Origin of the sequence: Aquimarina sp. TRL1, assembly GCF_013365535.1 — a bacterium.
Classification (GTDB): Bacteria; Bacteroidota; Bacteroidia; order Flavobacteriales; family Flavobacteriaceae; genus Aquimarina; species Aquimarina hainanensis.
The window spans coordinates 3,758,597-3,784,255 of record NZ_CP053590.1 but is presented as its reverse complement, the minus strand read 5'-3'; the positions used below and the strand labels follow the sequence as shown (position 1 = coordinate 3,784,255).

The following is a 25,659-nucleotide window of genomic DNA, read 5'->3' as shown; positions in this document are numbered from 1 at the left end:
TACAGGTGATCATCACACACATCAACTGTTCTTTTTTATTTTTTTTCGGACTACTTTTTTAGGCTTGTTGCTTTTTGATACTTTCTTTTTCTTTGTTACTGTTACTACTTTTGTTTTCTTAACCACAACTGGCTTAGGACTTCTTTTTTTGGCCACTACCACCTGTTTCTTTACACGAAACGATTTAGAAGGATAGTGAGTTACTCCCCCTGTTTTTCGTATAGTAATATGCATACGAGGTGCTGCTACAGATCTTCTTATCGTCGTTCTCCGATACACATGTTTTCTATTAATAGATACATATACATTTTTTCTATAAGACTGTATTGATACCGGACGCCAGGGATAGAAATACTTAGGGTATCTTCCCCAATAAAAAACAGATCGATACGGACGGTATAAAGGTCTCCAGAAAACCGTAAAAATAGGTGGTCTATAAACATATACCGGTTCTATAATATATGCACTCCCATATAAATACACATCTCCTACTAGTTGTACTTGTTCTATATTGTTCTTGTCTTTAAAAACCTCTACTGTAGCTACATCCTGATATAAATCAGCCCCTATCACTGCTTGTATTGCAATAAGATGTGTGTTTTTCTCTACAGTTTCTACTACTCTCAGATAATCGACCTGTTGATCGTCATTTAGGTCTAAATTAGACAATCCAGATGCCGGATCATTTAATCGCTGTTCAAAATCTTCTAAGTCTCTCGCTTCTCCAAAAACAGATGCAACCGCTTCCAGATTCAAAAGCTCTCCAGTTTCCCCATTTGTTGCTCTTACAGTTGTTATATCCTGACCACATATAGAATGAGTAATCATCAATCCCAATACCATGAGACTAATAATACTTTTATTTCTTCTTGACTTTTTCATAATATAGCTTGTTATAAATTATTCATTAATCAAACATGCATGTTTTGTATACTATTATATGACTCACTATACCTCAAATGGTTTAATAAAAAAAAAGCTTCAGTAATTAACTGAAGCTTTTTTTTTATTGAAATAAGAATATTTATTTACTCAAATACATCTTTCTTCTAGAGTATAGATCATAAAATTCATCATCTTTCAGGTCATCTATAAACAAGATACTTTCTCCTGTACTCTTCATTTCTGGTCCTAATTTTTTATTTACGTTAGGAAACTTATTAAATGAGAATACAGGTTGCTTGATTGCATACCCTTCTAATCGTGGTTTGAAATCAAAATCCGTTACCTTTTTATCTCCAAGCATTACTTTTGTCGCATAATTCACATAAGGTTCTCCATATGCTTTTGCTATAAAAGGAACTGTTCTAGAAGCTCTTGGGTTTGCCTCTATTATATATACCATGTCATCTTTGATAGCAAACTGGATATTAATTAACCCTACTGTATTCAATGCCAAAGCAATCTTTTTGGTATGATCCTTAATTTGTTGCATCACAAACTCTCCTAAGTTAAACGGAGGCAAGGTCGCATTCGAATCTCCCGAGTGAATTCCACAAGGTTCGATATGCTCCATAATACCAATGATATAGACATTTTCTCCGTCACATATAGCATCTGCTTCTGCTTCAATAGCTCCATCCAGATAATGATCTAATAATAATTTGTTATTAGGAATTTTTCGAAGCAAGTCTACTACATGCTCTTCTAATTCTTGTTTATTAATCACAATCTTCATTCCCTGTCCTCCTAATACGTACGAAGGTCTTACCAGTATAGGAAAGTTTAATCGGTCTGCTACCGCTAATGCTTCATCAGCTGTTTCTGCAGTATCAAACTCTGGATATGGAATATTATTTTCTTTCAACAATGTAGAGAAACTTCCTCTATCTTCTGCCAGATCCAATGCCTGAAAGCTAGTTCCTAAAACTTTTATTCCGTATCTATCTAATTTCTCTGCTAATTTTAAAGCAGTTTGTCCTCCTAACTGAACGATAACTCCTTCTGGTTTTTCATGTCTGATAATGTCATAAATATGCTCCCAGAAAACCGGTTCGAAATACAGCTTATCTGCCGTATCAAAATCTGTAGACACCGTCTCAGGGTTACAGTTAATCATTACAGTTTCATACCCACATTCCGCAGCTGCTAATACTCCATGTACACAACAATAATCAAATTCTATCCCTTGTCCGATACGGTTAGGTCCTGATCCCAAAACAACAATTTTCTTTCTATCAGAAACTTTACTTTCATTAGAAATCAGTGTCTCTCCTTCTTTTGTTTTAATCTCTTCTTCAAAAGTAGAGTAATAATATGGTGTAGCTGCTTTAAATTCAGCAGCACATGTATCCACGAGCTTATACACTCGTTTTACTCCCAGTTCTTCTCTTTTCTTATATACTTCGCTTTCATAGCAATTAAGCATATGTGCGATCTGTCTATCGGCAAATCCTTTTTGTTTTGCCTCTAATAGTAAGCCTTTGCTCAATGACTGCACTGTAAAGGTAGAAATCTCTTTTTCTAGATTATACAGTTCTTCATATTGTTTTAAGAACCACATATCTATTTTGGTAATCTCATGAATACGACTTAATGGAATTCCCATTTGAATTGCATCATAAATTACAAAGACACGATCCCAGCTCGCATAGGTTAATTTCTCTATAATCTGATCATAGTTCTTATATCCTTTACCATCTGCTCCTAATCCATTTCTCTTAATTTCTAGAGATTGTGTCGCTTTATGCAATGCTTCCTGGAAGGATCTTCCTATCCCCATTACTTCTCCTACAGACTTCATCTGTAATCCTAATGTTCTGTCTGAACCTTCAAACTTATCAAAATTCCAACGAGGGATCTTTACGATTACGTAATCCAATGTAGGTTCGAATAAAGCTGAGGTAGATTGTGTAATCTGATTACTCACTTCATCCAGTGTATATCCTATAGCTAATTTACTAGCAATCTTAGCAATTGGATACCCGGTTGCTTTTGATGCCAAAGCAGAAGAACGAGATACACGAGGGTTAATTTCTATCGCAATAATATCTTCTTTCTCATCAGGGCTTACTGCGAACTGTACGTTACATCCTCCAGCAAAATCTCCAATACTACGCATCATATGGATTGCCATATCACGCATTCTCTGGAATGTCTTATCACTTAATGTCATTGCCGGAGCAACCGTAATAGAGTCTCCTGTATGGATTCCCATTGGATCCATATTTTCGATTGTACAGATAATAACTACATTATCATTCTTATCTCTAAGCAACTCTAATTCATATTCCTTCCATCCCAAAAGTGCTTTATCAATCATCACTTCGTGAATTGGCGATACTTCTAGTCCTCTGGTCAATAACTTATCAAAGTCTTCTTCTTTATGAACAAAAGAAGCTCCTGCTCCTCCAAGAGTATATGAAGCTCTAATTACTAAAGGAAAGCCAAATTCCTGTGCAATTTCTTTTCCTTTTAGGTAAGAATTTGCCGTAGCTTGTGGTGCCATCGGAATTCCAATCTTGAGCATCAATTCTCTAAACTGCTCTCTATCTTCTGTAATATTAATGGCGTCGATATCAACTCCAATAAGTTCTACATCAAAATCTTCCCAAATTCCTTTTTCATTTGCTTCAATACACAAGTTTAATGCAGTTTGCCCTCCCATCGTAGGTAAAACAGCATCAATTTGTGGATGTTCTTTTAAAATCTCTACAATTGATTTGGTATTCAATGGTTTCAGATACACGTGATCTGCCATTGAAGGGTCTGTCATAATCGTTGCAGGGTTTGAATTAATCAAAATTGTTTCAATTCCATCCTCTCTAAGAGATCTCAACGCTTGCGTTCCAGAATAATCAAATTCACAGGCCTGACCGATTACAATTGGTCCTGACCCAATAATTAAAATACTCTTAAGTTTTTCGTTTTTTGGCATGTAATATAAATATGATCGACTTAAATAATTCCTCTCTAATAAATATAAAAAAAGGCGTTACCCGTAAAAGTAACACCTTTATTATTTCAATCACTAATATCCATTAGTGCTTATGTCTTAATTCTGAAGAAACAGATAGCTTTTTTCTGCCTTTCTTTCTTCTTCTAGCTAATACCTTTCTACCATTAGCTGAAGCCATACGCTCTCTGAAACCGTGTTTGTTTTTTCTCTTTCTCTTAGATGGTTGAAACGTTCTTTTCATGTTGCTATCTATTCTTTATAAATCTTCTTGATTTTATATGTTTTTCACTTCTGTAGGATGTAACTCCAAAACTGCGGGCAAATATACAAAGAGTTTTTACTTTCACAAACCGATTTTGTAAATTATTTTTATTTGTTTTTATTACCTTTGCCGCAATTCAAAAAAATAGCAGCGTTCATGTACAACAAAAATATAAAATTAGTTATCGCAATCCTTATATTCGGAGTAGCAATTTGGCAATTCATTGAAGGGTATATTGGTAATGGTATTATGTTTATCCTATTATCGCTAATCTTTGTGTTTTTGTATTTTAAGAATGAACTTATTCTAATTGCATTTCTCAGATTGAGGAAGCAAGATTTTGAAGGTGCTAAAAAATGGCTGGATAAAATCAAAAACCCTGAAGCAGCTCTGACTACTAAACAACAAGGGTATTACAACTACTTATTAGGAATTATGCTTTCTCAAAAAAATATTACCCAAGCAGAGAAGCACCTAAAAAAAGCCATCAAATTAGGATTATCCATGAATCAGGATTTAGCGGTTGCGAAATTAAACCTTGCGGGTATCGCAATGACTAAGCGTAGAAAAAGAGAAGCTCAAATGCTACTTACTGAAGCTAAAAAACTAGACAAGCACAATATGCTTTCTAAAGAAATCAGTATGATGAAACAGCAAATGAAAAAAATATAGGCATACTAATTGCTGTATTTTTAACGTTTAATCTTAAAAGCTATTAATCTGAATTGATACACCTCAGATTAGTAAGGGAAAGTTTTTATCTCAAAATACATTTTTTTAAAGACTTTATATTACATTAGCTATTGTTAATCAATCTGTAATGAAGAAATTATTAATTCTAGGCTTTCTTTTTATATACTTTACTAATACCTATGCCCAAAAAGAAGTCAAAATTCCTTTTTCTGTTGCTATCTCTGCACATATAAAAAAGTACAACCTAAAAATTAATGAAGCATACAACAATAATGATTTGGAGCATGCTCAATTTCTTTTTGATTCTCTTATTAATAATCATCTCAAAGGAACTTATCTGGATAACTTTAGTGTCAATTCACTAAAAGGAGAATCTATCTTTTTTGAAGAATACGAGAAGCCAATTTTTTTAATCACTTATGCTTCTTGGTGTGTTCCTGGCATTGGAGAAATTCCAGCCTTTAATGATCTTGTTGATAAATTTCATGATCAAATTGATTTCATTGTACTGTTTTGGGATTCAAAAGAAAAATTAAAAGACAAAGAAAAAGATTATAGCTCGCATACACATCTGGCCTATGTAAACGAGATGACAAATCAAGATTCTCATATCATCAATAAACTAAAACACTCTCTTGGTTTTCCTATGATGTATTTTATGGATCCTGACAAAAAAATTCTCGACATCAGAAAAATCGTTACACATCATTCCAGTGAATCATTGAGCAATTCATATAATATACATTTCAATTCACTATCAAAAGGAGTATCACTACTAATTGCCGATCTGGATAGTCGCCCTCCTGAAGTTGAAAAAGAAGAAGAGAAAGTCGGAAAAGATGGAAGAACCGATGAAGAAAGGAGAATTGACGAAGAATATGAACGCTATCGAAGAGAACAAGATTCCATCAAAAAAGCGGAAGATAATTAATAAAAAAGCACACTATCTAGTGTGCTTTTTTATTTTTTACCAAAATCATTTTTATGGCGACAAGAATCAGTACGCCTCGATTTTTTTTTTAAAGAGCTTGATTGATCAAAATTGCCAGCTTATCACCAATACACAAAAGCAATACCAACGATAACTGTTATATCACCAATTGATACACCTCTCTTTATAGTAATTAAACGCCCTAAAACACAGAAGAACAGACAACACTGTCTAACTAGTTCCCTGTGCTTCATGCTGGACAAAATCCTACCCATAAAACAAGTAACAGAATCATACCTACACTTCCTCCAATTCCTAAAGCCCCACTAAGAAAACCCTCTAATAAGCCTGTAAGAATTAAATATATAACATAGGTACATTCATTGAACTATTTTTTTTATCATTAAAAAGCTAGTACAATGGTATTAACCAACCTATACAAAACAAAGAAAAGTATATCCTGATTATGAAAAATATTATTGCCCCGTAGTTGTCGAATAATACCCGTCTTTCGGAATCTGAATTAAATATTCTTTCCCGGAAGCATTATTCAAATGAGGCTCACGTAACCAGGGATTATGTAGCTTAAGAATTTTGTAATTAATATTTAATTCTTTAGCAAAAGTTGCAAAGTTTTCTACTCGCTCATCCACTACGATATTGTAGGTAGGAATATGCTGATATAAATCTTTTTCTTCAAAGTTAAATCCATATTTTTTAGGATTGCTCAAAATCTCCTTAACCGCTATAATTCTAAAAACATATCTTCCTGTTTCTTCTCCTAATAACAAATCATAATACGTATCGACTTTCTGACTAGCCAATCGCTTACTCACTCCATGGTTTCCGGCATTATACGCTGCCGCTGACAATGTCCAGGAACCGAAACGTTTTTTAGATTGATTAATATACTTACAAGCAGCTATTGTTGCTTTTTCTATATGGTATCGTTCATCGACATTCTGATTCACTTCCAAACCATACTCTCTTGCCGTATTTTTCAGCAATTGCCAAAACCCTGTAGCTCTGGCAGGAGAAACAGCTTGTGTCAAACCACTTTCTATCACTGCCAAATATTTAAAATCGTCAGGAATTCCATGCTCTTTTAATATAGGTTCTATAACAGGAAAGTATTTATGAGCTCTTTTAAAAAGAAGCAACCCATTAGATTGCCAATACGTATTCACCAACAATTCTCTATCCATTCGCTCTCTGATATCAGGATTGGAAACCGGCACAAGCTCTCCTGCAAAATTCAAATTTTCCGGCATTTCAATAGCGTACACATTGTAATCACTAACCAGTTTTTCTTCTAATGCTTTTTGCGCTTCCGGTTTTTCAACTTTAATCTCTGCTAAATCTTCCTGAGTGGCATTAACTAATACTCCAAAGGTGAATACAACACCTAAAAAAACTAAAATTCTTCTAATCATCTTCATACTTTAAGTAGGTTTTATTTGGGGAAATCTACAATTATTTTTATCTAAGGTAAAAAATAAATCCGAAACGATTTAATTATTTATTATTTCTGGCAAATGCTCGTTGAACCATTTTGCTCTATTGACAATCATCACATGTGTCCCATTTTCTACCGTAATGCAATCTTTTATATTAGAAATCGGAAATACAATATCATGATCTCCATGAATATGAACCAATTCCCTTGGCGGCTCCTCCTGCTCCCAGCATATCATTTTTTCCAAAGCCCAGTCCAGATACTGCTTATCTTTAATGGATAAATACTTTTGATACATCTTAGCCCTTTTTTTCGAAAAATCTCCAAAAGCATACTTTTCCCAGTTTTCTATTTTAGAAACAATAGCCGTCGGAAAAGCCCTGTACATTTTTATTTTTTTCACAAATTTCATTCTTTTCGGAAATTCGTGTTTACTTTTTACGCTGGAGATAATTATCAACTTTTTCAGCTTTAAAAACTTACTCATTTCCTGAGCTACCACCCCTCCAAAAGAGACGCCCACAAGCACACAATTATCATGCTTAACCTCTTCACTCATACGCTTCGCATAATGCCCCATAGATTCCTTTTTATATGGAATTTTCCATGGAATTACATGAATTTTAAACGAATCTTCTGGCAACTTTATAAATTCAAAAATAGAAACATCGGCTGCCATTCCAGGGACAAAATAAATGTTGGTAACTTGCTCCTTCATAGGTTTTAACACTAAAAATTAAATTTAAAGCTCTAATTTTCTTATCTTTGCACCTCAAAATCTCTTTTTCAATACACTGAAGTGATGATTTTGAAAAGATGTAAAAATGGTAAGGGAATAATAACAGAAGCTTTTCTTTAACAAATGATCAGTTCTGTAAATCCATTTTTAATAGGGAAAACTATAGTACAAACAACGATTAAAAAGAAAAATTATTTGACCTTTAATTTCTGTATCAAAAATACAGAAAAAAAGAGACACCAACCTATATGCCCCTTGTTATTTTTTAAGTATAAATTTTAAAGCAATTTTAAACATGGAGAATATGAGCGATGTTGATTTAGAGGTGATCGATAATGAATTTTTGAGGCAGTTCGAAACCACAATCGAAGATCAAAAAGTAACAATTGAATACGCACAACAAGAGCGTAAAATTTTCCTGACTAAACTTATTATTACCGAGGAACTTCAGGAAAAAGGATATGGCGAAGAGTTCATCGTTGCCGTTTTTAATATTATCAAAGAACGAAACATACGATTAGTTCCAACCTGTCCTATTATTGCTAAATTTATGAGAAGAAACAGAAGAAAATACAAAGACCTTCTTCCTGTAGGAATTAACATTTAGCATCAGTACAAAAAGACCTAAATAAAAAGCAGCAATAGTAATTGCTGCTTTTTACTTTATAATTTATTTTATTGCTATCCCTCTCAGATAAATTCAAAACGCACCATCCCATCTTCATCTATAGTATTCAGCTTTACCCGATGCAAGGTATTAGCATATTCAGGATTCCACGGCATTTTTACCTTTACATAATTCTCTGTAAATCCATGAATATACCCTTCTTTATTTTCCGACTCGAACAACACTGTTCTGGTAGTTCCTATTTGTCCTTCATAAAATGCTCTTCTTTTCTTCACAGAAAGTCCCCTAAGCATCTTACTCCTTTTCTTTCTCACATCATGCGGCACCACTCCATCCATCTTTGCTGCTAATGTATTTTCCCTCTCTGAGTAGGTAAATACATGCAGATATGATATATCTAACTCTGCTAGAAAATTATACGTATCCAAAAAGTAATCATCTGTTTCTCCCGGAAACCCCACAATCACATCAACCCCAATACAAGCATCCGGCATTACCTCTCGTATCCGACGTACCCGATCTACATATAGACGAGTCAAGTATCGTCTTTTCATCAATTTTAAGATCGTATCACTTCCTGATTGCAAAGGAACGTGAAAATGAGGTACAAAGGTCCTGGAAGAAGCAATATAATCAATTGTTTCATTTTTAAGTAAATTAGGCTCTATAGAAGAAATTCGCAACCGCTCTATTCCATCAACCTTATCCAGCGCTTGTACCAACTCAAAAAAAGTATGCTCATGACGCTTATTCCCAAACTCTCCTTTTCCGTAATCTCCTATATTTACTCCGGTAAGAACAATCTCTTTGATTCCTTTTTCTGAAATTTCTTTCGCATTTTTCAGAACATTCTCCAGCGTATCACTTCTGGAGATTCCTCGTGCCAAAGGAATCGTGCAATATGTACACTTATAATCACACCCATCCTGCACCTTGAGAAAAGCTCTTGTTCTATCCCCTATAGAATAACTACCCACATAAAAATCTGCCTCTTCAATCTCACAAGAATGCACTTCCCCGAAATCATTCTTAGACAGGTCATTAATATAGTCTGTAATTTTAAATTTTTCGGTAGCTCCTAATACCAAATCAACACCATCAACCGCTGCTAATTCCTGTGGTTTTAATTGCGCATAGCAACCTACCGCAGCAATAAATGCTTCAGGGTTTACTTTTTGAGCCTGTTTTACAATTGTCTTAAACCTTTTATCCGCATTTTCTGTTACCGAACATGTATTTATAACATAAATATCAGCATTGTCGGAAAAATCTACCCGATCAAAATTCTCATCTGCAAAACTTCTGGCAATGGTAGAAGTCTCAGAAAAATTAAGTTTACAACCTAGTGTATAAAAAGCTACTTTCTTTCTCATGTACAATAAAAAGATTGCTACGATTCTCGGATCACAAGAATCTTATTATCTTTACTCTTTGTTTCAAAAATCATCCCTGTAAATCAGAAACATATTTTTAAGGCGTCAAAGATACCAACAAAAATTCGTTTACTAAAATTGAAAAACCAGCTTTTGAAATACCTAAAAAACTACATAACAGTATTTTACATTTTATCAACTTGCATTGCCTGTAAAAATACTTCTCAAAACAACAAAGATCATCTGGTATTCAGATATAACGAATATTCGAACATCAAATCATTAGATCCTGCTTTTGCCAGAAATCCATCAATTATATGGCCTACGAATCAGCTTTTCAATAGTCTTGTTCAACTGGACGATGCCCTTAACATTGTTCCTGATATTGCCAAAAATTGGGAAATCTCTCCGGATGGATTACACTATACATTCACCCTTAGAGATGATGTCTATTTTCACAAACACCCCCTTTTTGGAACCCCAGACAGCACCCGAACGGTTACAGCTACCGATTTTGCATATAGCTTTAACCGCCTAAAAGATCCCAAGGTAGCATCACCAGGAAACTGGGTTTTGCAAAATGTAGCCCAATACAATGCTGTCAACGATTCGACCTTTACCATCCAATTAAAACAAACATTCCCCGCTTTTCTCGGTCTTCTTAGTATGCGATACTGCTCAGTAGTACCAAAGGAAATCGTAACCTTCTACGGTTCAGAGTTCAGATCTCATCCTATTGGAACAGGACCATTCAAATTCAAACTATGGGAAGAAAATATTAAATTAGTTTTACGAAAAAATGAATTGTACTTCGAAAAAGATGCTTCCGGAAAACAACTGCCTTATCTCGAAGCTGTTGCCATCACTTTTTTACCCGATAAACAAAGTGAATTTCTTCAATTTGCAAAAGGAAATATTGATTTCCTAAATAGCTTAGATGCTTCTTATAAAGATGAATTGTTAACTCCCACGGGAGCACTACGGGACAAATACAAGGATCAAATAACCATCACAAAAGGTCCCTATCTCAACTCTGAATACCTTGGGTTTTACCTAGAAAGCGACAAAGAAGAAATCAACTCCATCTTATTGCGAAAAGCTATTAATTATGGATTTGACAGAGAAAAAATGATCACCTACCTAAAAAATGGTATCGGCACTCCTGCTATTCACGGTTTTATTCCCAAAGGAATTCCCGGTTTTTCTAAACTTCCCGGATATCCATACGATCCGGAAAAAGCACGGAAACTGATCAATCAATACAAAAAAGAAACTGGCAACAACACTCCTTCTATTCAAATCACCACTGACAGCAATTATCTGAGCATCTGTGAATTTATCCAAAGCGAACTAAATAAATTAGGGCTTAACATACAAATCAACGTACTTCCTCCATCAACCATTAGAAAACAAAAATGGAGTGGAAAACTAGACGTTTTCAGAGCTAGCTGGATTGCCGATTACCCAGATGCAGAAAATTTTCTCTCTCCATACTACAGTAAGAATTTTACTCCTAACGGTCCTAATTATACTCATTTCAAAAACACGTTATTCGATCAGTTATATGAAGAAAGTTTTAAAATCACAGATATCAAGGAACGAGAAAAACAATACGCAAAAATGGACTCTATCATTATAGCAAATGCCCCTATTGTTCCATTGTATTATGACGAAGTAGTCAGGTTTACTCAAAAAAATGTGAAAGGACTTACTCCTAACCCTCAAAATTTCTTAATCTTAAAAAAAGTATGGAAAGAAAAAGAATAATCATAAAAAAAGGAGGACTATACCTCCTTCTTCTATGATTCATATGATTTTCTCCAATGTTGAGTTTCTTCAAAAATATGCTCTAAAATCTTCTTGTCTTCTTCATCAAAATTCACCTCTCTTCTTGCCATTACAATTTTTGCCACTTCCATCGCTTTTTTAGTAACATATGTCACAAAGCCGCTATGACCTCCCCAACTAAAGCTCGGGATAAAATTTCTAGGAAACCCACTTCCAAAAATATTCGCTGATACCCCTATAACTGTTCCTGTATTAAACATTGTATTAATACCACATTTAGAATGGTCCCCCATCATCAAACCACAAAACTGCAGACCTGTTTTTGCAAAACCTTCGGTTTCATAACTCCACAATCTTACTTCGGCATAATTATTTTTTAAATTAGACACATTTGTATCTGCCCCTATATTACACCACTCTCCTAAAACTGAATTTCCCAAATACCCTTCATGCCCTTTATTAGCATATCCGAATAAAACAGAATTATTAACTTCTCCAGCAATTTTGCAATAGGGACCTACTGTAGTCCCCGAGTATATTTTTGCACCCATTTTCACAACAGAATGCTCCCCTAGCGAGAAAGGTCCCCGGATCAAACTACCCTCCATCACCTGTGCATTCTTTCCTATATACACCGGTCCTTTACTTGCATTAAGTGTTGCATATTCCATCGTTACTCCTTCTTCTACAAACACATTCTCAGCAGCTATAACATTATTGGTTTCTGATATCTTCTGGCTCTTTCTTCCTTTTGTCAGTAATGCAAAATCATCTGTTATTGCCTGCCCATTTTTAGAAAAAATATCCCATGTATTTTTTACAATCATCCCATCGGCTGAGAATGTTATTTTTTCATACATATCAAAATCAACTTCTGCTCCTTCTTTCACAAAAAAAGCCACCGGTTCTTCTTTATCAAAAACAGCCTGATGTTCTTTTAATCCTTTTATAATCGTTACCAACTCTCTGGTCGGAAGATATGATGCATTAATCATAATATTATCTTCCAATTCGACCATAGGAAATTTACCACTCAAGTAAGATTCGGTTACTGTAGAAGTCGTAAACCCCAGCCATTTCTCCCACTTTTCTCGTATGGTTAATATTCCTATTCGAATTTCTGCTACTGGCCTTGTATATGTAAAAGGTAACAACCCATTACGAGAAGCGCCATCAAAAAGAATATAATTCATTTTTTATTATCTAATGATTGTGTGTTTGTTTTTTATTCGGCTCGAAGGTAAAAAAATAGCGCGATATACCTTGCTATTCCTTGTTTAATAATATTAATTTTACATCCCCGCTACTAAACCCAAAAACAAAAAACCCTTCTTAACTAAAAGAAGGGTTCAGAAAAAATTGTTGTACGCTGTTCTTATTTCTTGAATTTAGCGTATTTATTTTTGAATTTATCAATACGTCCTGCTGTATCGATAAGTTTAGATTTACCTGTATAGAATGGATGAGAAGTTCTTGAAATTTCTAATTTCACCAACGGATACTCAACACCATCAACCTCGATAGTTTCTTTAGTATTCGCAGTAGACTTAGTTATAAAAACTTCATCATTGGACATATCTTTGAAGGCTACTAATCTATAATTTTCAGGGTGAATACCTTTTCTCATCGTATTTAATCTTTTCTTTTTTCGAGCTGCAAATTTAATCATATTCTTTAAATCGACAATAGCTAATCTTATTTTTTTACAGTTTTTTATGCTAAAATCTATTTTTGCTATACAAGCTTGTAACGTTTTAGTATCTTTGTGTACTGATTATTGGTAAATAACCAAAAAGAATAACATATGGAAAATGCAACTACCAATACCAAAAAATTCATCCTTAATTACGGAGCCATACTTGGTGTACTATCTGTGTTACTTGGTGTTATATTATACGTAACCGATAGTCATAAAGAACAGAGCTGGATTCAATCTTTAATTGGCTTTCTGATTATATTAGGAGTTATTATTTTTGGAATTAAAGCCTTTAAAACTGCTAATAATGGTTTCTTGACATTGAGTCAAGCGCTAAAAATAGGTTTGGGAATCTCTCTTGTCGGAGCTCTTATCGGAATCATCTGGCTATTTTTATTAACAATGGTAATCGAACCTGACTTCACTGCACAGTTAGCAGATATGCAGCGAGAAAAACTAATTGAGCAATATCCTGATTTTACACAAGAACAGATAGATCAGAGTGTAGAAATGGCTCAAAAATTCTCTACGCCTTATATGATGGCAGCTTTTTCTCTAATAGGAAATTTATTTTTAGGATTTATAATTTCGCTATTCGGAGGACTGATTATGCAGAAAAAACAAGACTTATATTAATATATGAATATATCTGTAGTCATTCCCTTGCTCAATGAGCAGGAGTCACTAAATGAATTATACAATTGGATTGCAAAAGTCATGCAATCCAATTCTTTTTCTTATGAAATTATCTTCATTGACGATGGTAGTTCGGACGATTCTTGGGCGACAATTCAATCTCTTTCTAAGAGTGATCCAAATGTTAAGGGAATTCGGTTTCTAAGAAATTATGGAAAGTCACAGGCACTACATGCTGGTTTTGAAGCAGCCTCCGGGGATGTTATCATTACCATGGATGCCGATCTACAAGACAATCCAGAAGAAATTCCCGAGTTATATAAAATGATTACAGAAGAGCAATACGATCTTGTTTCTGGGTGGAAAAAGAAACGTTATGATTCTGTTATTGCCAAAAACCTCCCTTCCAAACTTTTTAATGCAGCTGCCAGAAGAACATCTGGCGTAAAACTACATGACTTTAATTGCGGTCTCAAAGCCTATAAAAATAAGGTCATAAAAAACATTGATGTACACGGAGAGATGCACCGATACATCCCTGTATTGGCAAAAAATGCAGGATTTGCTAAAATCGGAGAAAAAGTAGTACTGCATCAAGCCAGAAAATACGGGAAAACAAAATTCGGAATGAGCCGTTTTATAAATGGTTTTCTCGATTTGGTAACTATCTGGTTTATGTCCAGATTCGGAAAAAGACCCATGCATTTTTTTGGTCTTATAGGCACCCTTCTTTTCCTTGTTGGCTTTTGTTTCTCTCTTTATCTGGGAATCGACAAACTTTTTATAGAAACCAAAGGGCGCTTAATCTCACAACGACCAGAATTTTATATAGCACTAACCGCTATGATCCTAGGAACTCAGTTTTTCCTGGCAGGATTTATAGGAGAGATCATGCTAACAACCAAACGAGATAAAAGAAGGTATAATGTTTCTCAAAAAATAAGCTTATAACCCATACAGAACCTACTCTTTTGGTAAAGATAATTAGTATTTTTGCCTTTAAACAACAAAATATATGCACATTACAGATTCTGATATCAATGCTAAAATTGAAGAATGGTTAACTCCAGTTTTCGACCTCTCCACACAAGAAGAAATAAAAAAATTACAAAAAGAGAATAAAACCGAAGAATTAAAAGAAAGTTTTTACAAAAACTTAGAATTCGGTACCGGAGGAATGCGTGGTGTTATGGGAGTAGGCACAAACAGAATTAATAAGTACACTCTGGGAAAAAGCACACAGGGGCTTAGCAATTACCTGCTTGAACAATTTCCTAATGAAGCTGTAAAAGTAGTCATCGCCTATGATTGCCGTCATAATAGTGATACACTGGCGCAAATTGTTGCCGATGTTTTTTCATCAAACAACATTCATGTTTATTTATTTTCGGAATTAAGACCCACTCCAGAACTATCTTTTGCGGTAAAACAACTGGAATGTCACTGCGGTATTGTACTTACAGCAAGTCACAATCCCCCTGAATATAATGGTTACAAAGTATACTGGCAAGACGGTGGACAATTAGTACCCCCACAGGATAAAGAAATCATCGCAGAAATAAATGCCCTACAATACAGCGAAATAAAATTTGACGCCAATCCTGATTTAATCCAAAAGATAGATAAAGAAATTGATACCTTATTTATAGAACAAAGTGTAAAAAACGGAAGCTTTATCGCTTCAGAAAAAGCAAAAAAAGAAACTAAAATTGTCTTCACTTCTCTACACGGTACTTCTATCACCGCTGTACCGGAAACGCTTAAGAAAGCAGGTTATGAGCAAGTGTATATTGTAAAGGAGCAAGAAGCCCCTAATGGAAATTTCCCTACTGTAAAATCTCCTAATCCCGAAGAACCTGAAGCACTAGAAATGGCTATAGCACTAGCCAACGAAATTGGTGCGGATATTGTGATAGGGACTGATCCGGATTGTGACAGACTAGGTATTGCCGTTCGTAATAATCAAGGAGAACTACAATTATTAAACGGAAACCAAACCATGGTTGTTATGACCTGGTTCCTTCTTGATTTTTATAAAAATAATCTGGGTTTACAAGGAAACGAGTTTATTGCATCTACTATAGTTTCTACTCCTATGCTAAAAAACATAGCTGATGCCTATCATACTGAATACAAAGAAGTTCTTACAGGGTTTAAATGGATCGCCAAACTAATAAAGGATTTCCCTGATAAAAAATTTATAGGTGGCGGGGAAGAAAGTTTTGGTTTTATGGTCGGTGATTTTGTAAGAGATAAAGATGCTGTTACCTCTACACTACTCGCCTGTGAGATTGTAGCGCATACCAAAGAACAAGGAGCTTCGTTTTTCTCTACGCTCATTGACCTGTATACTACTTATGGATTCTACAAAGAAAACCTAATTTCATTAGTAAAAAAAGGAATCAAAGGTGCCGAAGAGATCAAACAAATTATGATTGATCTACGAAAAAATCCTCCCTTGACTATTGCAGGAGAACAAGTAGTACTTATGGAAGATTATCAAACCGGTATTTCCAAAAACATGATTGATAATTCTGAATCAAAACTAACAATTCCGACTTCTAATGTATTAATTTTTTATACTGAAAACGGAAGCAAAATTGCTGCCAGACCCAGTGGGACTGAACCTAAGATCAAATTTTATATCAGTGTGCAGAAAACATTACCTTCTGCTTCTTTATTTAAAGAGACAGAAATGCAATTAGACACTAAAATAGCTGCTATAAAAACAGATCTTAATTTAACATAAAAACGACGATACTTATTTAATGAATCATTTTAAACAAATTTTAAAGTACGCTACCCCTTATAAAAGGTTTGCCATATTAAATATCATATCAAACATTCTGTATGCACTTTTTGGAACTTTTTCTATGGTTTCTCTCTTTCCTATGTTAAACGTTTTATTTGGTCAAACAAAACCTCTTAAAACTGCTCCTCAATGGACAGGAATTACAGACATTAAGGAATATGGGGAAAACTATTTGAACTACTTCGTAACTCAAAAGGCTAGCGAAGGAAATGAAGATGTTTTGATTTTTATGGTTTGTATCGTAATCAGCATGTTTTTCTTAAAAAACCTCTTTCGCTATCTCGCTCTTTATTTCATTACTTTCCTTCGAAATGGAGTCCTAAAAGATATTAGAGATCATCTATATGATAAAATAACAACCTTACCCCTTTCTTTTTTTTCAGAAAAAAGAAAAGGAGATACCATATCTCGAATCTCTACTGATGTATTAGAAATCCAACATTCATTCCTTTCTATATTAGAACTTATTGTCAGGGAACCTTTAATGATCCTCTTTACAATATTCACTATGTTTGTGATTAGCCCCAAGCTAACTATTTTTGTATTTATCTTTATACCGATTTCTGGATTTTTAATATCTAAAATAGGAAAATCCCTAAAAAAACATTCTGACAATGTTCAAAAAGAACAAGGACTTTTCCTTTCTATCGTCGAAGAAACATTAGGAGGACTAAAAGTGATAAAAGGATTCAATGCTGAAGATTTTTTTGGAAAAAGATTTAAAAAATCAACAGCCAGATTTTATAATTTTTCCAATACCTTATTAAACAGGCAAAATTTAGCCTCTCCCACAAGTGAATTCTTAGGCATAACGGTTATTGCTGTTTTACTTTGGTACGGAGGGCAGATGGTTTTAGTAGAAAAATCACTTGAAGCCAGTGCCTTTATTGTTTATATGGGGCTAGCCTATAACATTCTCACTCCTGCCAAAGCAATCTCAAAGGCTAGTTATAATGTAAAAAAAGGAAATGCTGCTGCCGAAAGGGTACTGGAGATCCTAAATACCACTTCTCCCCTAGAAGATCATAAAGATGCTACTTCTAAAGGTTCTTTTGATGCTGAAATTCATATAGACAATATATCTTTTAAATACGAAGATGAATATGTTCTCAAAAATTTCAGCCTAAAAGTTCCGAAAGGAAGCTCTGTTGCTCTGGTAGGACAATCCGGTAGCGGAAAATCTACTATTGCTAACTTAGTTACTCGTTTTTATGATGTAAATAAAGGAGCTATTAAAATTGATGGCACCAACATCAAGAATCTAAAAAAATCCTCATTACGACAATTAATAGGACTGGTTACCCAAGACTCTATCCTATTTAATGATACCATCAAAAATAACCTCCTAGTAGGAAATGAACAAGCAACCGATGAACAGATCATTGACGCACTTAAAATAGCTAACGCCTGGGAGTTCATAAAAGATTTACCTAATGGTATTGATACAAATATAGGAGATAGTGGAAACAAACTCAGTGGAGGGCAAAAGCAACGAATATCAATCGCGAGAGCTGTATTAAAAAATCCTCCAATCATGTTATTAGATGAAGCTACTTCTGCCCTGGATACAGAAAGCGAAAAACTAGTACAAGCTGCATTAGAAAATATGATGAAGAATCGAACCAGTATCGTAATTGCTCACCGTTTATCAACCATTCAGAAATCGGATAGCATTATCGTTATGCAAAAAGGGCAAATTGTAGAGCAAGGTACCCACCTCGAATTAATCAACAAAAATGGAGTTTATCATAAACTGGTAAATATGCAGTCTTTTGACTAAATAAAAGACACATCCCTCCTCTCTCTATTCTTCTTACAATAGAGAGAGGAATATGTTAACTTTTTCTAATAGTAATAGGAAGTAGCACTTCTGGACGTCTCTCATTCATTTAATTCAAATTTTGTTTATTTAACTTCTTTATATCAATTACTGAAGCCTTAACTTAAAGAAAATTACCATTGTTTAAACACATAAATCGGTATATCAGGAAATGAATTTAATTTGAGATAAACTTCATGGTATCCACATCCCAATCATCCTGTAAAAAGAAAAGATATATAGAGAGCTGCTATAAAACACTCTCCTTAAAAAAGTTGATTTATAGTATATTTTCTATTCTCTATAAATGAAAAAAAGAGTGCTTTCGCACTCTTTCTCTTCACACAAATCATCTTAATTTATGAGGTATACTCAAAAACTAAAACTTACTTTTATAAAATTCCTTATTTATAAAAAGGAATCATTTTATACTGCAAAGATAACATAATTTATATACGGAAAAAGCTTTTTATCTAAAAAAAAATACTTTTAACGCAATAAATAGATTTTCAATAATTTAGATGTGATCATTTTCTTTCAAAAAAATAGTACAAAAAGAAAAAAGAGTGCGGTTGCACTCTTTCTCTTCACACAAATCATCTTAATTTAGGGGCTTAATCTAAAATTAAAACTCACTTTTATTAACACTTTCATTTCAAGACAATGAAATAACTAACTCATTTTCACAATGTAAAGATAAACCTTTTTTTGATACCAAAAAACATTTTATCCAAAAAAAATGCATTTTATCGTAAAAAATATCATTTTACATATTTTTGTAGTAAAAAACCTACAATTATAGAGAAAATAGTATAAAAAGAAAAAAGAGTGCGGTTGCACTCTTTTTCTTCACACAAATCATCTTAATTTAGGGGCTTAATCTAAAATTAAAACTCACTTTTATTAACACTTTCATTTCAAGACAATGAAATAACTAACTCATTTTCACAATGTAAAGATAAACCTTTTTTTAATACAAAAAAACATTTTACCTAAAAAAAATGCATTTTATCGTAAAAAATATCATTTTACATATTTTTGTAGTAAAAAACCTACAATTATAGAGAAAATAGTATAAAAAGAAAAAAGAGTGCGGTTGCACTCTTTCTCTTCACACAAATCATCTTAATTTAGGGGCTTAATCTAAAATTAAAACTCACTTTTATTAACACTTTCATTTCAAGACAATGAAATAACTAACTCATTTTCACAGGGTAAAGATAAAACTTTTTTTAATACAAAAAACATTTTACCTAAAAAAAATGCATTTTATCGTAAAAAACATACTCTAGTAGGAATAATACTACAATTAAGTATACAAAACAATCTATAATGCATTAAAAAGAAAAAAGAGTGCAATTGCACTCTTTCTCTTCACACAAATCATCTTAATTTAGGGGCTTAATCTAAAATTAAAACTCACTTTTTATAAAAATTTCATCTTGGGGGAAATGAAACATATAATTCTTAATTATGGTGTAAAGATAGTCTTTTTTTTTATTCCACCAAACAAAAAATGTATTTTATCTAAAAAAACTACAATTAAACGTCATTTTTTAGCAAAAAACTATATAAAGTAAGAAAAATACTACTTTTTTAAATATTGAATTATTCATACATATCTCCATAGTATTGTACCAAATTCATAAATAATTCTTTTAAAAATTGTGTTTAAAGAAAAAAAAGTACTTCAATTTAAACTATTCCCTATTAAAAAAGTCTAAACTAAAAATCGTACTTTAACTTATTAAACAAATTTACTTTTGGAGTATCGTAATGAAAAACAATTATTAGAAGCATTACAAACGGATCATTCAATGCACTCCGCTTTTTCCCATTTAGTTACTTTGTACAAACAAAGGTTATATTGGCATATTAGAAATATGGTGAAGAATCACGATGATACTGATGATGTTTTACAAAATGTATTCATTAAAGTATATCACAACATTAAAAAGTTCAAAGGAGATAGTAAATTATATTCATGGTTGTATAGAATTGCTACGAATGAATCCCTTACTTTTTTAAACAAAAAGGCGAAAAAACTTAATATTTCTAATGAAGAGTTACACCTTCAATTAGCACAGAACCTAGAATCAGATGTATATTATGACGGAGACGAAATACAATTAAAATTACAAAAAGCAATTGCAACACTCCCCCAAAAGCAGCAACAAGTATTCAATATGAAATACTTTCAGGAATTAAAGTATAAAGAAATTTCCGAAATTTTGGAAACCAGTGAAGGAGCTCTAAAAGCTTCTTATCATATCGCTTCAAAAAAAATAGAAACTTTCTTACGTAATCATTAAACCTTTCTTATAATATCTTGTCTAATTTATAGTGAAAAACAAAAAACAACATACCAATACAAGTCCTTTCAAAGTTCCTAAAAACTACTTTGAAGAGTTTGACACGAAGCTTTTTGATGCTATCGAGCATCAACAGTCGAATGAAATACCAATAGATCTTTCTACCGGTTTCAAAACTCCTGAAACATACTTTGACACTTTAGAAAATAAAATTTTAAATACAGTAACAGCTACTCCAAAAAAGACGAAGGTCATATCTTTGTTCTCAAAAAGAAAAATCTTCTTATTTAGTAGTATTGCCGCTATGATAGCATTACTAATAACTATTTATACAAATCATAATACCGAAGAAACTATAAATTCATTAGATATTGCAGATATTCAAAATTATTTATTAGAAGATGTCATAGATATAAGCTACACAGATATTGCAGAGATGATTGATGATACTGATGAAATTAGTTTTATTGAAGAACTGCAAATTAATGATGAATCATTAATTGAATACCTTTCTGAGGAAGAATTAGACGATGATAACATCTATCTGGATTAGCAGAAACTTATATATTAAATTGATTAACAAAAATCTATCTGACTCCTAAAACAACCCTATAAACACATGAAAAATAATATTATACTCCTTTGTTTTTCTTTCTTTTTGACCATAGGATCTTATGCTCAAAAAGGATATAAAGAAAAAATAAAATCGATGAAAATCGCGCACATTACGCAAGCTTTAGATCTTACCACGAATGAAGCGCAAAAGTTTTGGCCTGTTTACAATGAACACGAACAATCCATGGAAAAGCTAAGACGTGAAATAAATACTATCCACAGAAAAAATCAGCAACAATCAATAGAATCTCTGGATGAGGAAACGGCAAACAACATTGTAACTAAGTATATCAGCTTAGAAGAACAAAAATTTGCTGCCAGACAGAAAATGATGAAAGAATTACGCCCCATTCTGACCAGTAAAAAAATTGTCTTATTAATTAAAGCAGAAAGGGACTTCCACAGACGATTAATGCAAGAATTAAAGCATCGAAGACGAAAACCTAGATAACATCATCAAGCACATATTTAGTCCTCTATTGTAAAGACATATGAGGCAAGTCCAATATCATCCAATGAAATTACTATAAAATAGTTAGACATCAGTGCTAATGCATTTAAACCTCACTCAACAAACAAATATGTGCTTAACAACTTTTACAAATAATATTTCTTATTCAAAGGACAGCTTAGCAATTCTCCCCTTCCCTGCTGCATATGCAATAGTATCCGTTATAAATCGAAGCGTATAAAAGGAAGCATCGCTAATTGTTTTCCAACTTTTCCCTCCATCACCAGATACCGATATTCCCTTAAAGCCTACTGCTATAACCCCTTTTCCTTCAGAGTTAGGAATATAACGCACACAACTTCTATACCCGGGACCTTCTCCATCGGCCACCAATGTCCACGTATTTCCTCCATCTTTAGTCACTACTTTATTTTTTTGATTAGTATCAGGAGTTGTGTAATCTCCTCCATATATAATTCCTGTATTCCTATCATAAAAATCTAAAGAATAGCCTCCTTTAGTTGGTATTCCCTGAGTAATTGGCGTATCAAAAACGCTCCAGTGATCCCCTTTGTCAGAAGAATGATACACTCTGGAAGCTCCTCCTCCTGAGAGGATCCATACCTGATCATCTATAATGCTGATATTTCCATTACTAGCTGCAAATGCTGCTTCTCCTTCTACAGCTTTAGGAAATACCTCGCAAGAAACTTTTCTCCAGCTTTGTCCTCCATCTCTGGTAATAATAACTGATAAACACTTATCTGTAGGGTCTCCAATAGCGATCCCCTCTTTGTCATTCCAAAAAGCCATTGCATCATAAAATGCCTTTGGATGTTCTTCCTTATAGACCAATGATGCTTCTCCTGTTTTCTTAGACAGCTTATACAATAAGGCAGGTGATTCAATACTCAAAATAAAAAAATCTTCTTTTGTTGCCGCAATGGCTCTAAAATGTAGCTTTTTCCCCTTCCAGGAAATGGATTTATGATAACTTTTTACTCTTTCTTCCTTATCAAAAGAAATAAAACCGTACTTCCCTTCTGTTCCTGCATAGATAAGCCCTCTGGAATCTGTTGTTATCGCACGAATACTAATGGAATCTTCCAATACTGTTTCTATAGAAACGGAAGAAAAAGTATGTTCCGTTTTTTTACTTTGTGCTGTTATTCCTTCAATACTAACACTACACATAATTAAAAACACTATATAATATCTCATCTCCTACGATTTTAAAAAACAACTATAATTTCAGTTATAAAGAGCGCCTTTGAATCTTTTTTTCTTTCTTTTAAACGATTCTCTATAATTTTTTCTAAATATAATATTATTTAAAACACAAAAAACTACCTTTGTCGCCCTTTAAGAAAATAACAATGAGACTACATAGAAATCTTGTTTTTGCCGTTATCGACGGATTACATGAAATATTTAATGAAGAAGAATATGCTGATAAAATAGTTCAAAAATTGCTAAAACGCGATAAGCGATGGGGAGCAAGAGATCGAAGTTTTATTGCAGAAACCGTTTATGAAATCGTTCGCTGGAAAAGATTATATGCAGAAATAGCAGAAGTAAAAGAGCCTTACTCCAGAGAAAATCTATGGCGTATTTTTGCTGTCTGGGCTACATTACGAGGAATTACACTTCCTGACTGGAAACAAATAGCTCCAACACCTACCAGAAGAATCAAAGGAAAATTTGATGAGCTGAGTAAGATCAGAAAATATCGGGAATCAATTCCTGATTGGTTAGACACCTTAGGAGAAACGGAATTAAAAGGTAAATGGGAAAAGGAAATAGCTGCCCTCAATAAACAAGCTCCTGTCGTTCTTAGAGCCAATACCTTAGTCGGTGATAAAAAGAAAGTAAGAAGTTTATTAGAAGATGAACTTATAGATACAGAGTTTATCAAAACATATCCTGATGCATTACAGCTAACAGAACGTGCAAATGTGTTTTCTACACAAGCTTTTAAAAATGGTTTTTTTGAAGTTCAGGATGCCTCTTCTCAATTAGTAGCTGCATTTCTGGATGTAAAACCAGGACAGCGAGTAGTCGATACCTGTGCTGGTGCCGGAGGAAAATCATTACATCTTGCCGCCCTCATGGAAAACAAAGGTCAGATTATTTCCATGGATATCTATGGCAATAAGCTAAAAGAATTAAAAAGGCGCGCCCGAAGAGCAAAGGCTCACAATATAGAAACAAGGGTGATCGAATCTAGTAAAGACATAAAAAAACTCATCGGTAAAGCGGATCGTGTTTTAATCGACGCCCCCTGTAGTGGATTAGGGGTACTCAGACGTAACCCTGATGCTAAGTGGAAATTACAACCTGAATTCTTAGATACCATCAGACAAACACAAAAAGAGATTCTAAGTAGTTATTCCAGAATGGTTAAACCTGGAGGAAAATTAGTCTATGCGACATGCTCTGTTTTGCCCTCAGAAAATGAAAAACAAGTCAAAAACTTTTTGCAATCCGAAGCAGGAGAACACTTCTCTTTTGTCTCTGATAAAAAAATACTTTCTCATGAATCCGGATTTGATGGATTTTATATGGCACTTCTAACCAAAAAAGAATAGACTATAGAAGATTACAACTATCGTCTTATTAAGGTGCTGTTATTTTAAATAACTACCATATACATTTGCCCCCTTTTTCAGGGGGCTTTTTTATACGGTATCAGGTGTTTTATGAAAAGTGTACTGCTCTTAATTTTGCTTCAAAATAAAAACAGTATTATGAAATCACTAAACGCACTTATCATCCTCTGGTTTGTTATTCAAACTCTATTAGCCTGTTTCTTTTATTTTTCTTCGGAGAGAGAAGCCACTTTTTTATTCTGGATAATGGTTCCTTTTATGATTATTAATTGCTTAGGGATTCTTTTTCTACAACTCAATCAAACCAAAATTGGAGCCTGGATGATACTTATTAGCAGTGCCCCATTTGTACCTGCCGGATTAATTGGAGTCTTAGGAGCTAGAAAAATATTAGATCAATTAAAAGAAGAAGAATTATTAAAATCACTATCATAAACATGAATCCTGTAAAACAATATTTTTTAAAGAAAAAACTCACAAATCAACAAGCAATCTTGGGCGTTGTAGCTCTAGTACTCGGAACTGGAATTTTTATGTTATCTGGGCAACCTTCGCTAATTGGCTTAGCAACTCTTTTTCTGGTGATGAGTTTTGCCAATAAAAGTCTAAAAGTTGTACAAGTATTTCCCAAATATATTGAATTTAAAAAAGGGCTTATCGCTTCTAAGACAATGATTCCGTATGATACTATCAAATCAGTACTAATAGAGAAAAAAGTATTCATAATCTACTATAAAACCAATAATAATAAAGAGAAAAAGTTTAAGTTTCATAAAGTATTATTAGAAGATAAAGACTTGAAAGAAGTAATCTCGTTATTACAGGAAAACATACCTCAATCTGAGAAAAATCAAATTGAAAACACTGTAAATAGTTAAATCGTTCGACCAAATACAATCCACGCTATTTTTAATTGTTAAAAATAGCGTGGATAACTCTTT

The 25,659-nt window shown here is 33.5% G+C and carries 23 protein-coding genes; 14 read left to right on the top strand and 9 right to left on the bottom strand.

All coding sequences use genetic code 11. The annotated features are described in order from the left end of the window. Positions 1–21: 21 nt before the first annotated feature. The 3 genes from HN014_RS15565 to rpmH all read right to left on the bottom strand — a co-directional run bounded on the left by HN014_RS15565 (position 22) and on the right by rpmH (position 4,139). The gene (locus HN014_RS15565; RefSeq protein ID WP_176029772.1) at positions 22–882 is read right to left on the bottom strand and encodes a hypothetical protein; all 861 of its coding nucleotides are present in this window, start codon (positions 880–882) and stop codon (positions 22–24) included. Positions 883–1,024: 142 nt separating this feature from the next. Next, entirely contained in the window at positions 1,025–3,877 is a 2,853-nt protein-coding gene (carB, locus tag HN014_RS15560) for a carbamoyl-phosphate synthase large subunit (protein WP_176029771.1), read from the bottom strand. A gap of 103 nt (positions 3,878–3,980) precedes the next feature. After that, positions 3,981–4,139 carry a 50S ribosomal protein L34 gene (gene rpmH / locus HN014_RS15555; protein ID WP_176029770.1) on the bottom strand — a complete coding sequence of 53 codons (159 nt, stop codon included), beginning with the start codon at positions 4,137–4,139 and terminating at the stop codon, positions 3,981–3,983. A 177-nt stretch (positions 4,140–4,316) separates the two neighbouring features. On the opposite strand from rpmH, the gene HN014_RS15550 reads away from it, so the two are divergent. Both HN014_RS15550 and HN014_RS15545 read left to right on the top strand, forming a co-directional pair. Then, complete coding sequence (locus HN014_RS15550) at positions 4,317–4,832, top strand: lipopolysaccharide assembly protein LapB (protein WP_176029769.1); 516 nt, start codon at positions 4,317–4,319, stop codon at positions 4,830–4,832. Between the two features lie 148 nt (positions 4,833–4,980). Next, positions 4,981–5,784: a redoxin domain-containing protein gene (locus HN014_RS15545; protein ID WP_176029768.1), complete on the top strand. Its 804-nt coding sequence runs from the start codon at positions 4,981–4,983 to the stop codon at positions 5,782–5,784. A 476-nt stretch (positions 5,785–6,260) separates the two neighbouring features. On the opposite strand, the gene HN014_RS15540 is transcribed toward HN014_RS15545, so the two are convergent. Continuing rightward, entirely contained in the window at positions 6,261–7,223 is a 963-nt protein-coding gene (locus tag HN014_RS15540; protein ID WP_176029767.1) for a lytic transglycosylase domain-containing protein, read from the bottom strand. 72 nt (positions 7,224–7,295) lie between these two features. After that, positions 7,296–7,958, bottom strand: coding sequence for an alpha/beta fold hydrolase (locus tag HN014_RS15535; RefSeq protein WP_176029766.1), 663 nt, complete (start codon positions 7,956–7,958; stop codon positions 7,296–7,298). A 325-nt stretch (positions 7,959–8,283) separates the two neighbouring features. On the opposite strand from HN014_RS15535, the gene HN014_RS15530 reads away from it, so the two are divergent. Next, positions 8,284–8,586, top strand: a complete 303-nt coding sequence (locus tag HN014_RS15530; RefSeq protein WP_176029765.1) for a GNAT family N-acetyltransferase — start codon at positions 8,284–8,286, stop codon at positions 8,584–8,586. 83 nt (positions 8,587–8,669) lie between these two features. Here HN014_RS15530 and mtaB read toward each other — a convergent pair whose 3' ends face one another. After that, entirely contained in the window at positions 8,670–9,980 is a 1,311-nt protein-coding gene (gene mtaB / locus HN014_RS15525; RefSeq protein WP_176029764.1) for a tRNA (N(6)-L-threonylcarbamoyladenosine(37)-C(2))-methylthiotransferase MtaB, read from the bottom strand. Between the two features lie 153 nt (positions 9,981–10,133). On the opposite strand from mtaB, the gene HN014_RS15520 reads away from it, so the two are divergent. Next, the gene (locus tag HN014_RS15520) at positions 10,134–11,747 is read left to right on the top strand and encodes an ABC transporter substrate-binding protein (RefSeq protein WP_254884020.1); all 1,614 of its coding nucleotides are present in this window, start codon (positions 10,134–10,136) and stop codon (positions 11,745–11,747) included. Positions 11,748–11,779: 32 nt separating this feature from the next. On the opposite strand, the gene HN014_RS15515 is transcribed toward HN014_RS15520, so the two are convergent. Together HN014_RS15515 and HN014_RS15510 are read right to left on the bottom strand one after the other, a co-directional pair. Continuing rightward, a complete protein-coding gene (locus HN014_RS15515; protein ID WP_176029762.1) occupies positions 11,780–12,961 on the bottom strand; it encodes a GlmU family protein in 1,182 nt (393 codons plus the stop codon). Between the two features lie 182 nt (positions 12,962–13,143). Then, positions 13,144–13,395 (bottom strand): type B 50S ribosomal protein L31, encoded by a 252-nt coding sequence (locus tag HN014_RS15510; protein WP_176031136.1) that lies wholly within the window; start codon positions 13,393–13,395, stop codon positions 13,144–13,146. A 177-nt stretch (positions 13,396–13,572) separates the two neighbouring features. Between HN014_RS15510 and HN014_RS15505 the strand changes: the two genes are divergently transcribed. From HN014_RS15505 to HN014_RS15475, 7 genes are all read left to right on the top strand, one after another. Then, complete coding sequence (locus HN014_RS15505; RefSeq protein ID WP_176029761.1) at positions 13,573–14,100, top strand: DUF4199 domain-containing protein; 528 nt, start codon at positions 13,573–13,575, stop codon at positions 14,098–14,100. Positions 14,101–14,103: 3 nt separating this feature from the next. Beyond that, the gene (locus HN014_RS15500) at positions 14,104–15,051 is read left to right on the top strand and encodes a glycosyltransferase family 2 protein (RefSeq protein ID WP_176029760.1); all 948 of its coding nucleotides are present in this window, start codon (positions 14,104–14,106) and stop codon (positions 15,049–15,051) included. Between the two features lie 64 nt (positions 15,052–15,115). Further along, on the top strand, positions 15,116–16,849 hold the full coding sequence (locus HN014_RS15495) for a phospho-sugar mutase (RefSeq protein WP_176029759.1): 1,734 nt from the start codon (positions 15,116–15,118) through the stop codon (positions 16,847–16,849). Between the two features lie 19 nt (positions 16,850–16,868). Beyond that, entirely contained in the window at positions 16,869–18,692 is a 1,824-nt protein-coding gene (locus HN014_RS15490; RefSeq protein ID WP_176029758.1) for an ABC transporter ATP-binding protein, read from the top strand. Positions 18,693–20,548: 1,856 nt separating this feature from the next. Then, positions 20,549–21,043: an RNA polymerase sigma factor gene (locus HN014_RS15485; protein WP_176031135.1), complete on the top strand. Its 495-nt coding sequence runs from the start codon at positions 20,549–20,551 to the stop codon at positions 21,041–21,043. A 31-nt stretch (positions 21,044–21,074) separates the two neighbouring features. Continuing rightward, the gene (locus HN014_RS15480) at positions 21,075–21,596 is read left to right on the top strand and encodes a hypothetical protein (RefSeq protein WP_176029757.1); all 522 of its coding nucleotides are present in this window, start codon (positions 21,075–21,077) and stop codon (positions 21,594–21,596) included. Between the two features lie 66 nt (positions 21,597–21,662). Beyond that, positions 21,663–22,109, top strand: a complete 447-nt coding sequence (locus HN014_RS15475; RefSeq protein WP_176029756.1) for a Spy/CpxP family protein refolding chaperone — start codon at positions 21,663–21,665, stop codon at positions 22,107–22,109. Positions 22,110–22,271: 162 nt separating this feature from the next. On the opposite strand, the gene HN014_RS15470 is transcribed toward HN014_RS15475, so the two are convergent. Next, positions 22,272–23,330 carry an oxidoreductase gene (locus HN014_RS15470; protein ID WP_176029755.1) on the bottom strand — a complete coding sequence of 353 codons (1,059 nt, stop codon included), beginning with the start codon at positions 23,328–23,330 and terminating at the stop codon, positions 22,272–22,274. A gap of 155 nt (positions 23,331–23,485) precedes the next feature. Here HN014_RS15470 and HN014_RS15465 point away from each other — a divergent pair, with 155 nt between their 5' ends. The 3 genes from HN014_RS15465 (at position 23,486) to HN014_RS15455 (ending at position 25,596) form a co-directional block, all read left to right on the top strand. Continuing rightward, a complete protein-coding gene (locus HN014_RS15465) occupies positions 23,486–24,697 on the top strand; it encodes an RsmB/NOP family class I SAM-dependent RNA methyltransferase (RefSeq protein WP_176029754.1) in 1,212 nt (403 codons plus the stop codon). A 159-nt stretch (positions 24,698–24,856) separates the two neighbouring features. After that, positions 24,857–25,153 carry a hypothetical protein gene (locus tag HN014_RS15460; RefSeq protein ID WP_176029753.1) on the top strand — a complete coding sequence of 99 codons (297 nt, stop codon included), beginning with the start codon at positions 24,857–24,859 and terminating at the stop codon, positions 25,151–25,153. Between the two features lie 2 nt (positions 25,154–25,155). After that, complete coding sequence (locus HN014_RS15455) at positions 25,156–25,596, top strand: hypothetical protein (protein WP_176029752.1); 441 nt, start codon at positions 25,156–25,158, stop codon at positions 25,594–25,596. Positions 25,597–25,659: the final 63 nt, after the last annotated feature.

What these genes read in the sequence shown, in the direction of transcription:
- HN014_RS15565 (WP_176029772.1), bottom strand. Translation starts at nt 882, where the DNA reads ATGAAAAAGTCAAGAAGAAATAAAAGTATTATTAGTCTCATGGTATTG.
- carB (WP_176029771.1), bottom strand. Translation starts at nt 3,877, where the DNA reads ATGCCAAAAAACGAAAAACTTAAGAGTATTTTAATTATTGGGTCAGGA.
- rpmH (WP_176029770.1), bottom strand. Translation starts at nt 4,139, where the DNA reads ATGAAAAGAACGTTTCAACCATCTAAGAGAAAGAGAAAAAACAAACAC.
- HN014_RS15550 (WP_176029769.1), top strand. Translation starts at nt 4,317, where the DNA reads ATGTACAACAAAAATATAAAATTAGTTATCGCAATCCTTATATTCGGA.
- HN014_RS15545 (WP_176029768.1), top strand. Translation starts at nt 4,981, where the DNA reads ATGAAGAAATTATTAATTCTAGGCTTTCTTTTTATATACTTTACTAAT.
- HN014_RS15540 (WP_176029767.1), bottom strand. Translation starts at nt 7,223, where the DNA reads ATGAAGATGATTAGAAGAATTTTAGTTTTTTTAGGTGTTGTATTCACC.
- HN014_RS15535 (WP_176029766.1), bottom strand. Translation starts at nt 7,958, where the DNA reads ATGAAGGAGCAAGTTACCAACATTTATTTTGTCCCTGGAATGGCAGCC.
- HN014_RS15530 (WP_176029765.1), top strand. Translation starts at nt 8,284, where the DNA reads ATGAGCGATGTTGATTTAGAGGTGATCGATAATGAATTTTTGAGGCAG.
- mtaB (WP_176029764.1), bottom strand. Translation starts at nt 9,980, where the DNA reads ATGAGAAAGAAAGTAGCTTTTTATACACTAGGTTGTAAACTTAATTTT.
- HN014_RS15515 (WP_176029762.1), bottom strand. Translation starts at nt 12,961, where the DNA reads ATGAATTATATTCTTTTTGATGGCGCTTCTCGTAATGGGTTGTTACCT.
- HN014_RS15510 (WP_176031136.1), bottom strand. Translation starts at nt 13,395, where the DNA reads ATGAGAAAAGGTATTCACCCTGAAAATTATAGATTAGTAGCCTTCAAA.
- HN014_RS15505 (WP_176029761.1), top strand. Translation starts at nt 13,573, where the DNA reads ATGGAAAATGCAACTACCAATACCAAAAAATTCATCCTTAATTACGGA.
- HN014_RS15500 (WP_176029760.1), top strand. Translation starts at nt 14,104, where the DNA reads ATGAATATATCTGTAGTCATTCCCTTGCTCAATGAGCAGGAGTCACTA.
- HN014_RS15495 (WP_176029759.1), top strand. Translation starts at nt 15,116, where the DNA reads ATGCACATTACAGATTCTGATATCAATGCTAAAATTGAAGAATGGTTA.
- HN014_RS15490 (WP_176029758.1), top strand. Translation starts at nt 16,869, where the DNA reads ATGAATCATTTTAAACAAATTTTAAAGTACGCTACCCCTTATAAAAGG.
- HN014_RS15485 (WP_176031135.1), top strand. Translation starts at nt 20,549, where the DNA reads ATGCACTCCGCTTTTTCCCATTTAGTTACTTTGTACAAACAAAGGTTA.
- HN014_RS15475 (WP_176029756.1), top strand. Translation starts at nt 21,663, where the DNA reads ATGAAAAATAATATTATACTCCTTTGTTTTTCTTTCTTTTTGACCATA.
- HN014_RS15470 (WP_176029755.1), bottom strand. Translation starts at nt 23,330, where the DNA reads ATGAGATATTATATAGTGTTTTTAATTATGTGTAGTGTTAGTATTGAA.
- HN014_RS15465 (WP_176029754.1), top strand. Translation starts at nt 23,486, where the DNA reads ATGAGACTACATAGAAATCTTGTTTTTGCCGTTATCGACGGATTACAT.
- HN014_RS15460 (WP_176029753.1), top strand. Translation starts at nt 24,857, where the DNA reads ATGAAATCACTAAACGCACTTATCATCCTCTGGTTTGTTATTCAAACT.
- HN014_RS15455 (WP_176029752.1), top strand. Translation starts at nt 25,156, where the DNA reads ATGAATCCTGTAAAACAATATTTTTTAAAGAAAAAACTCACAAATCAA.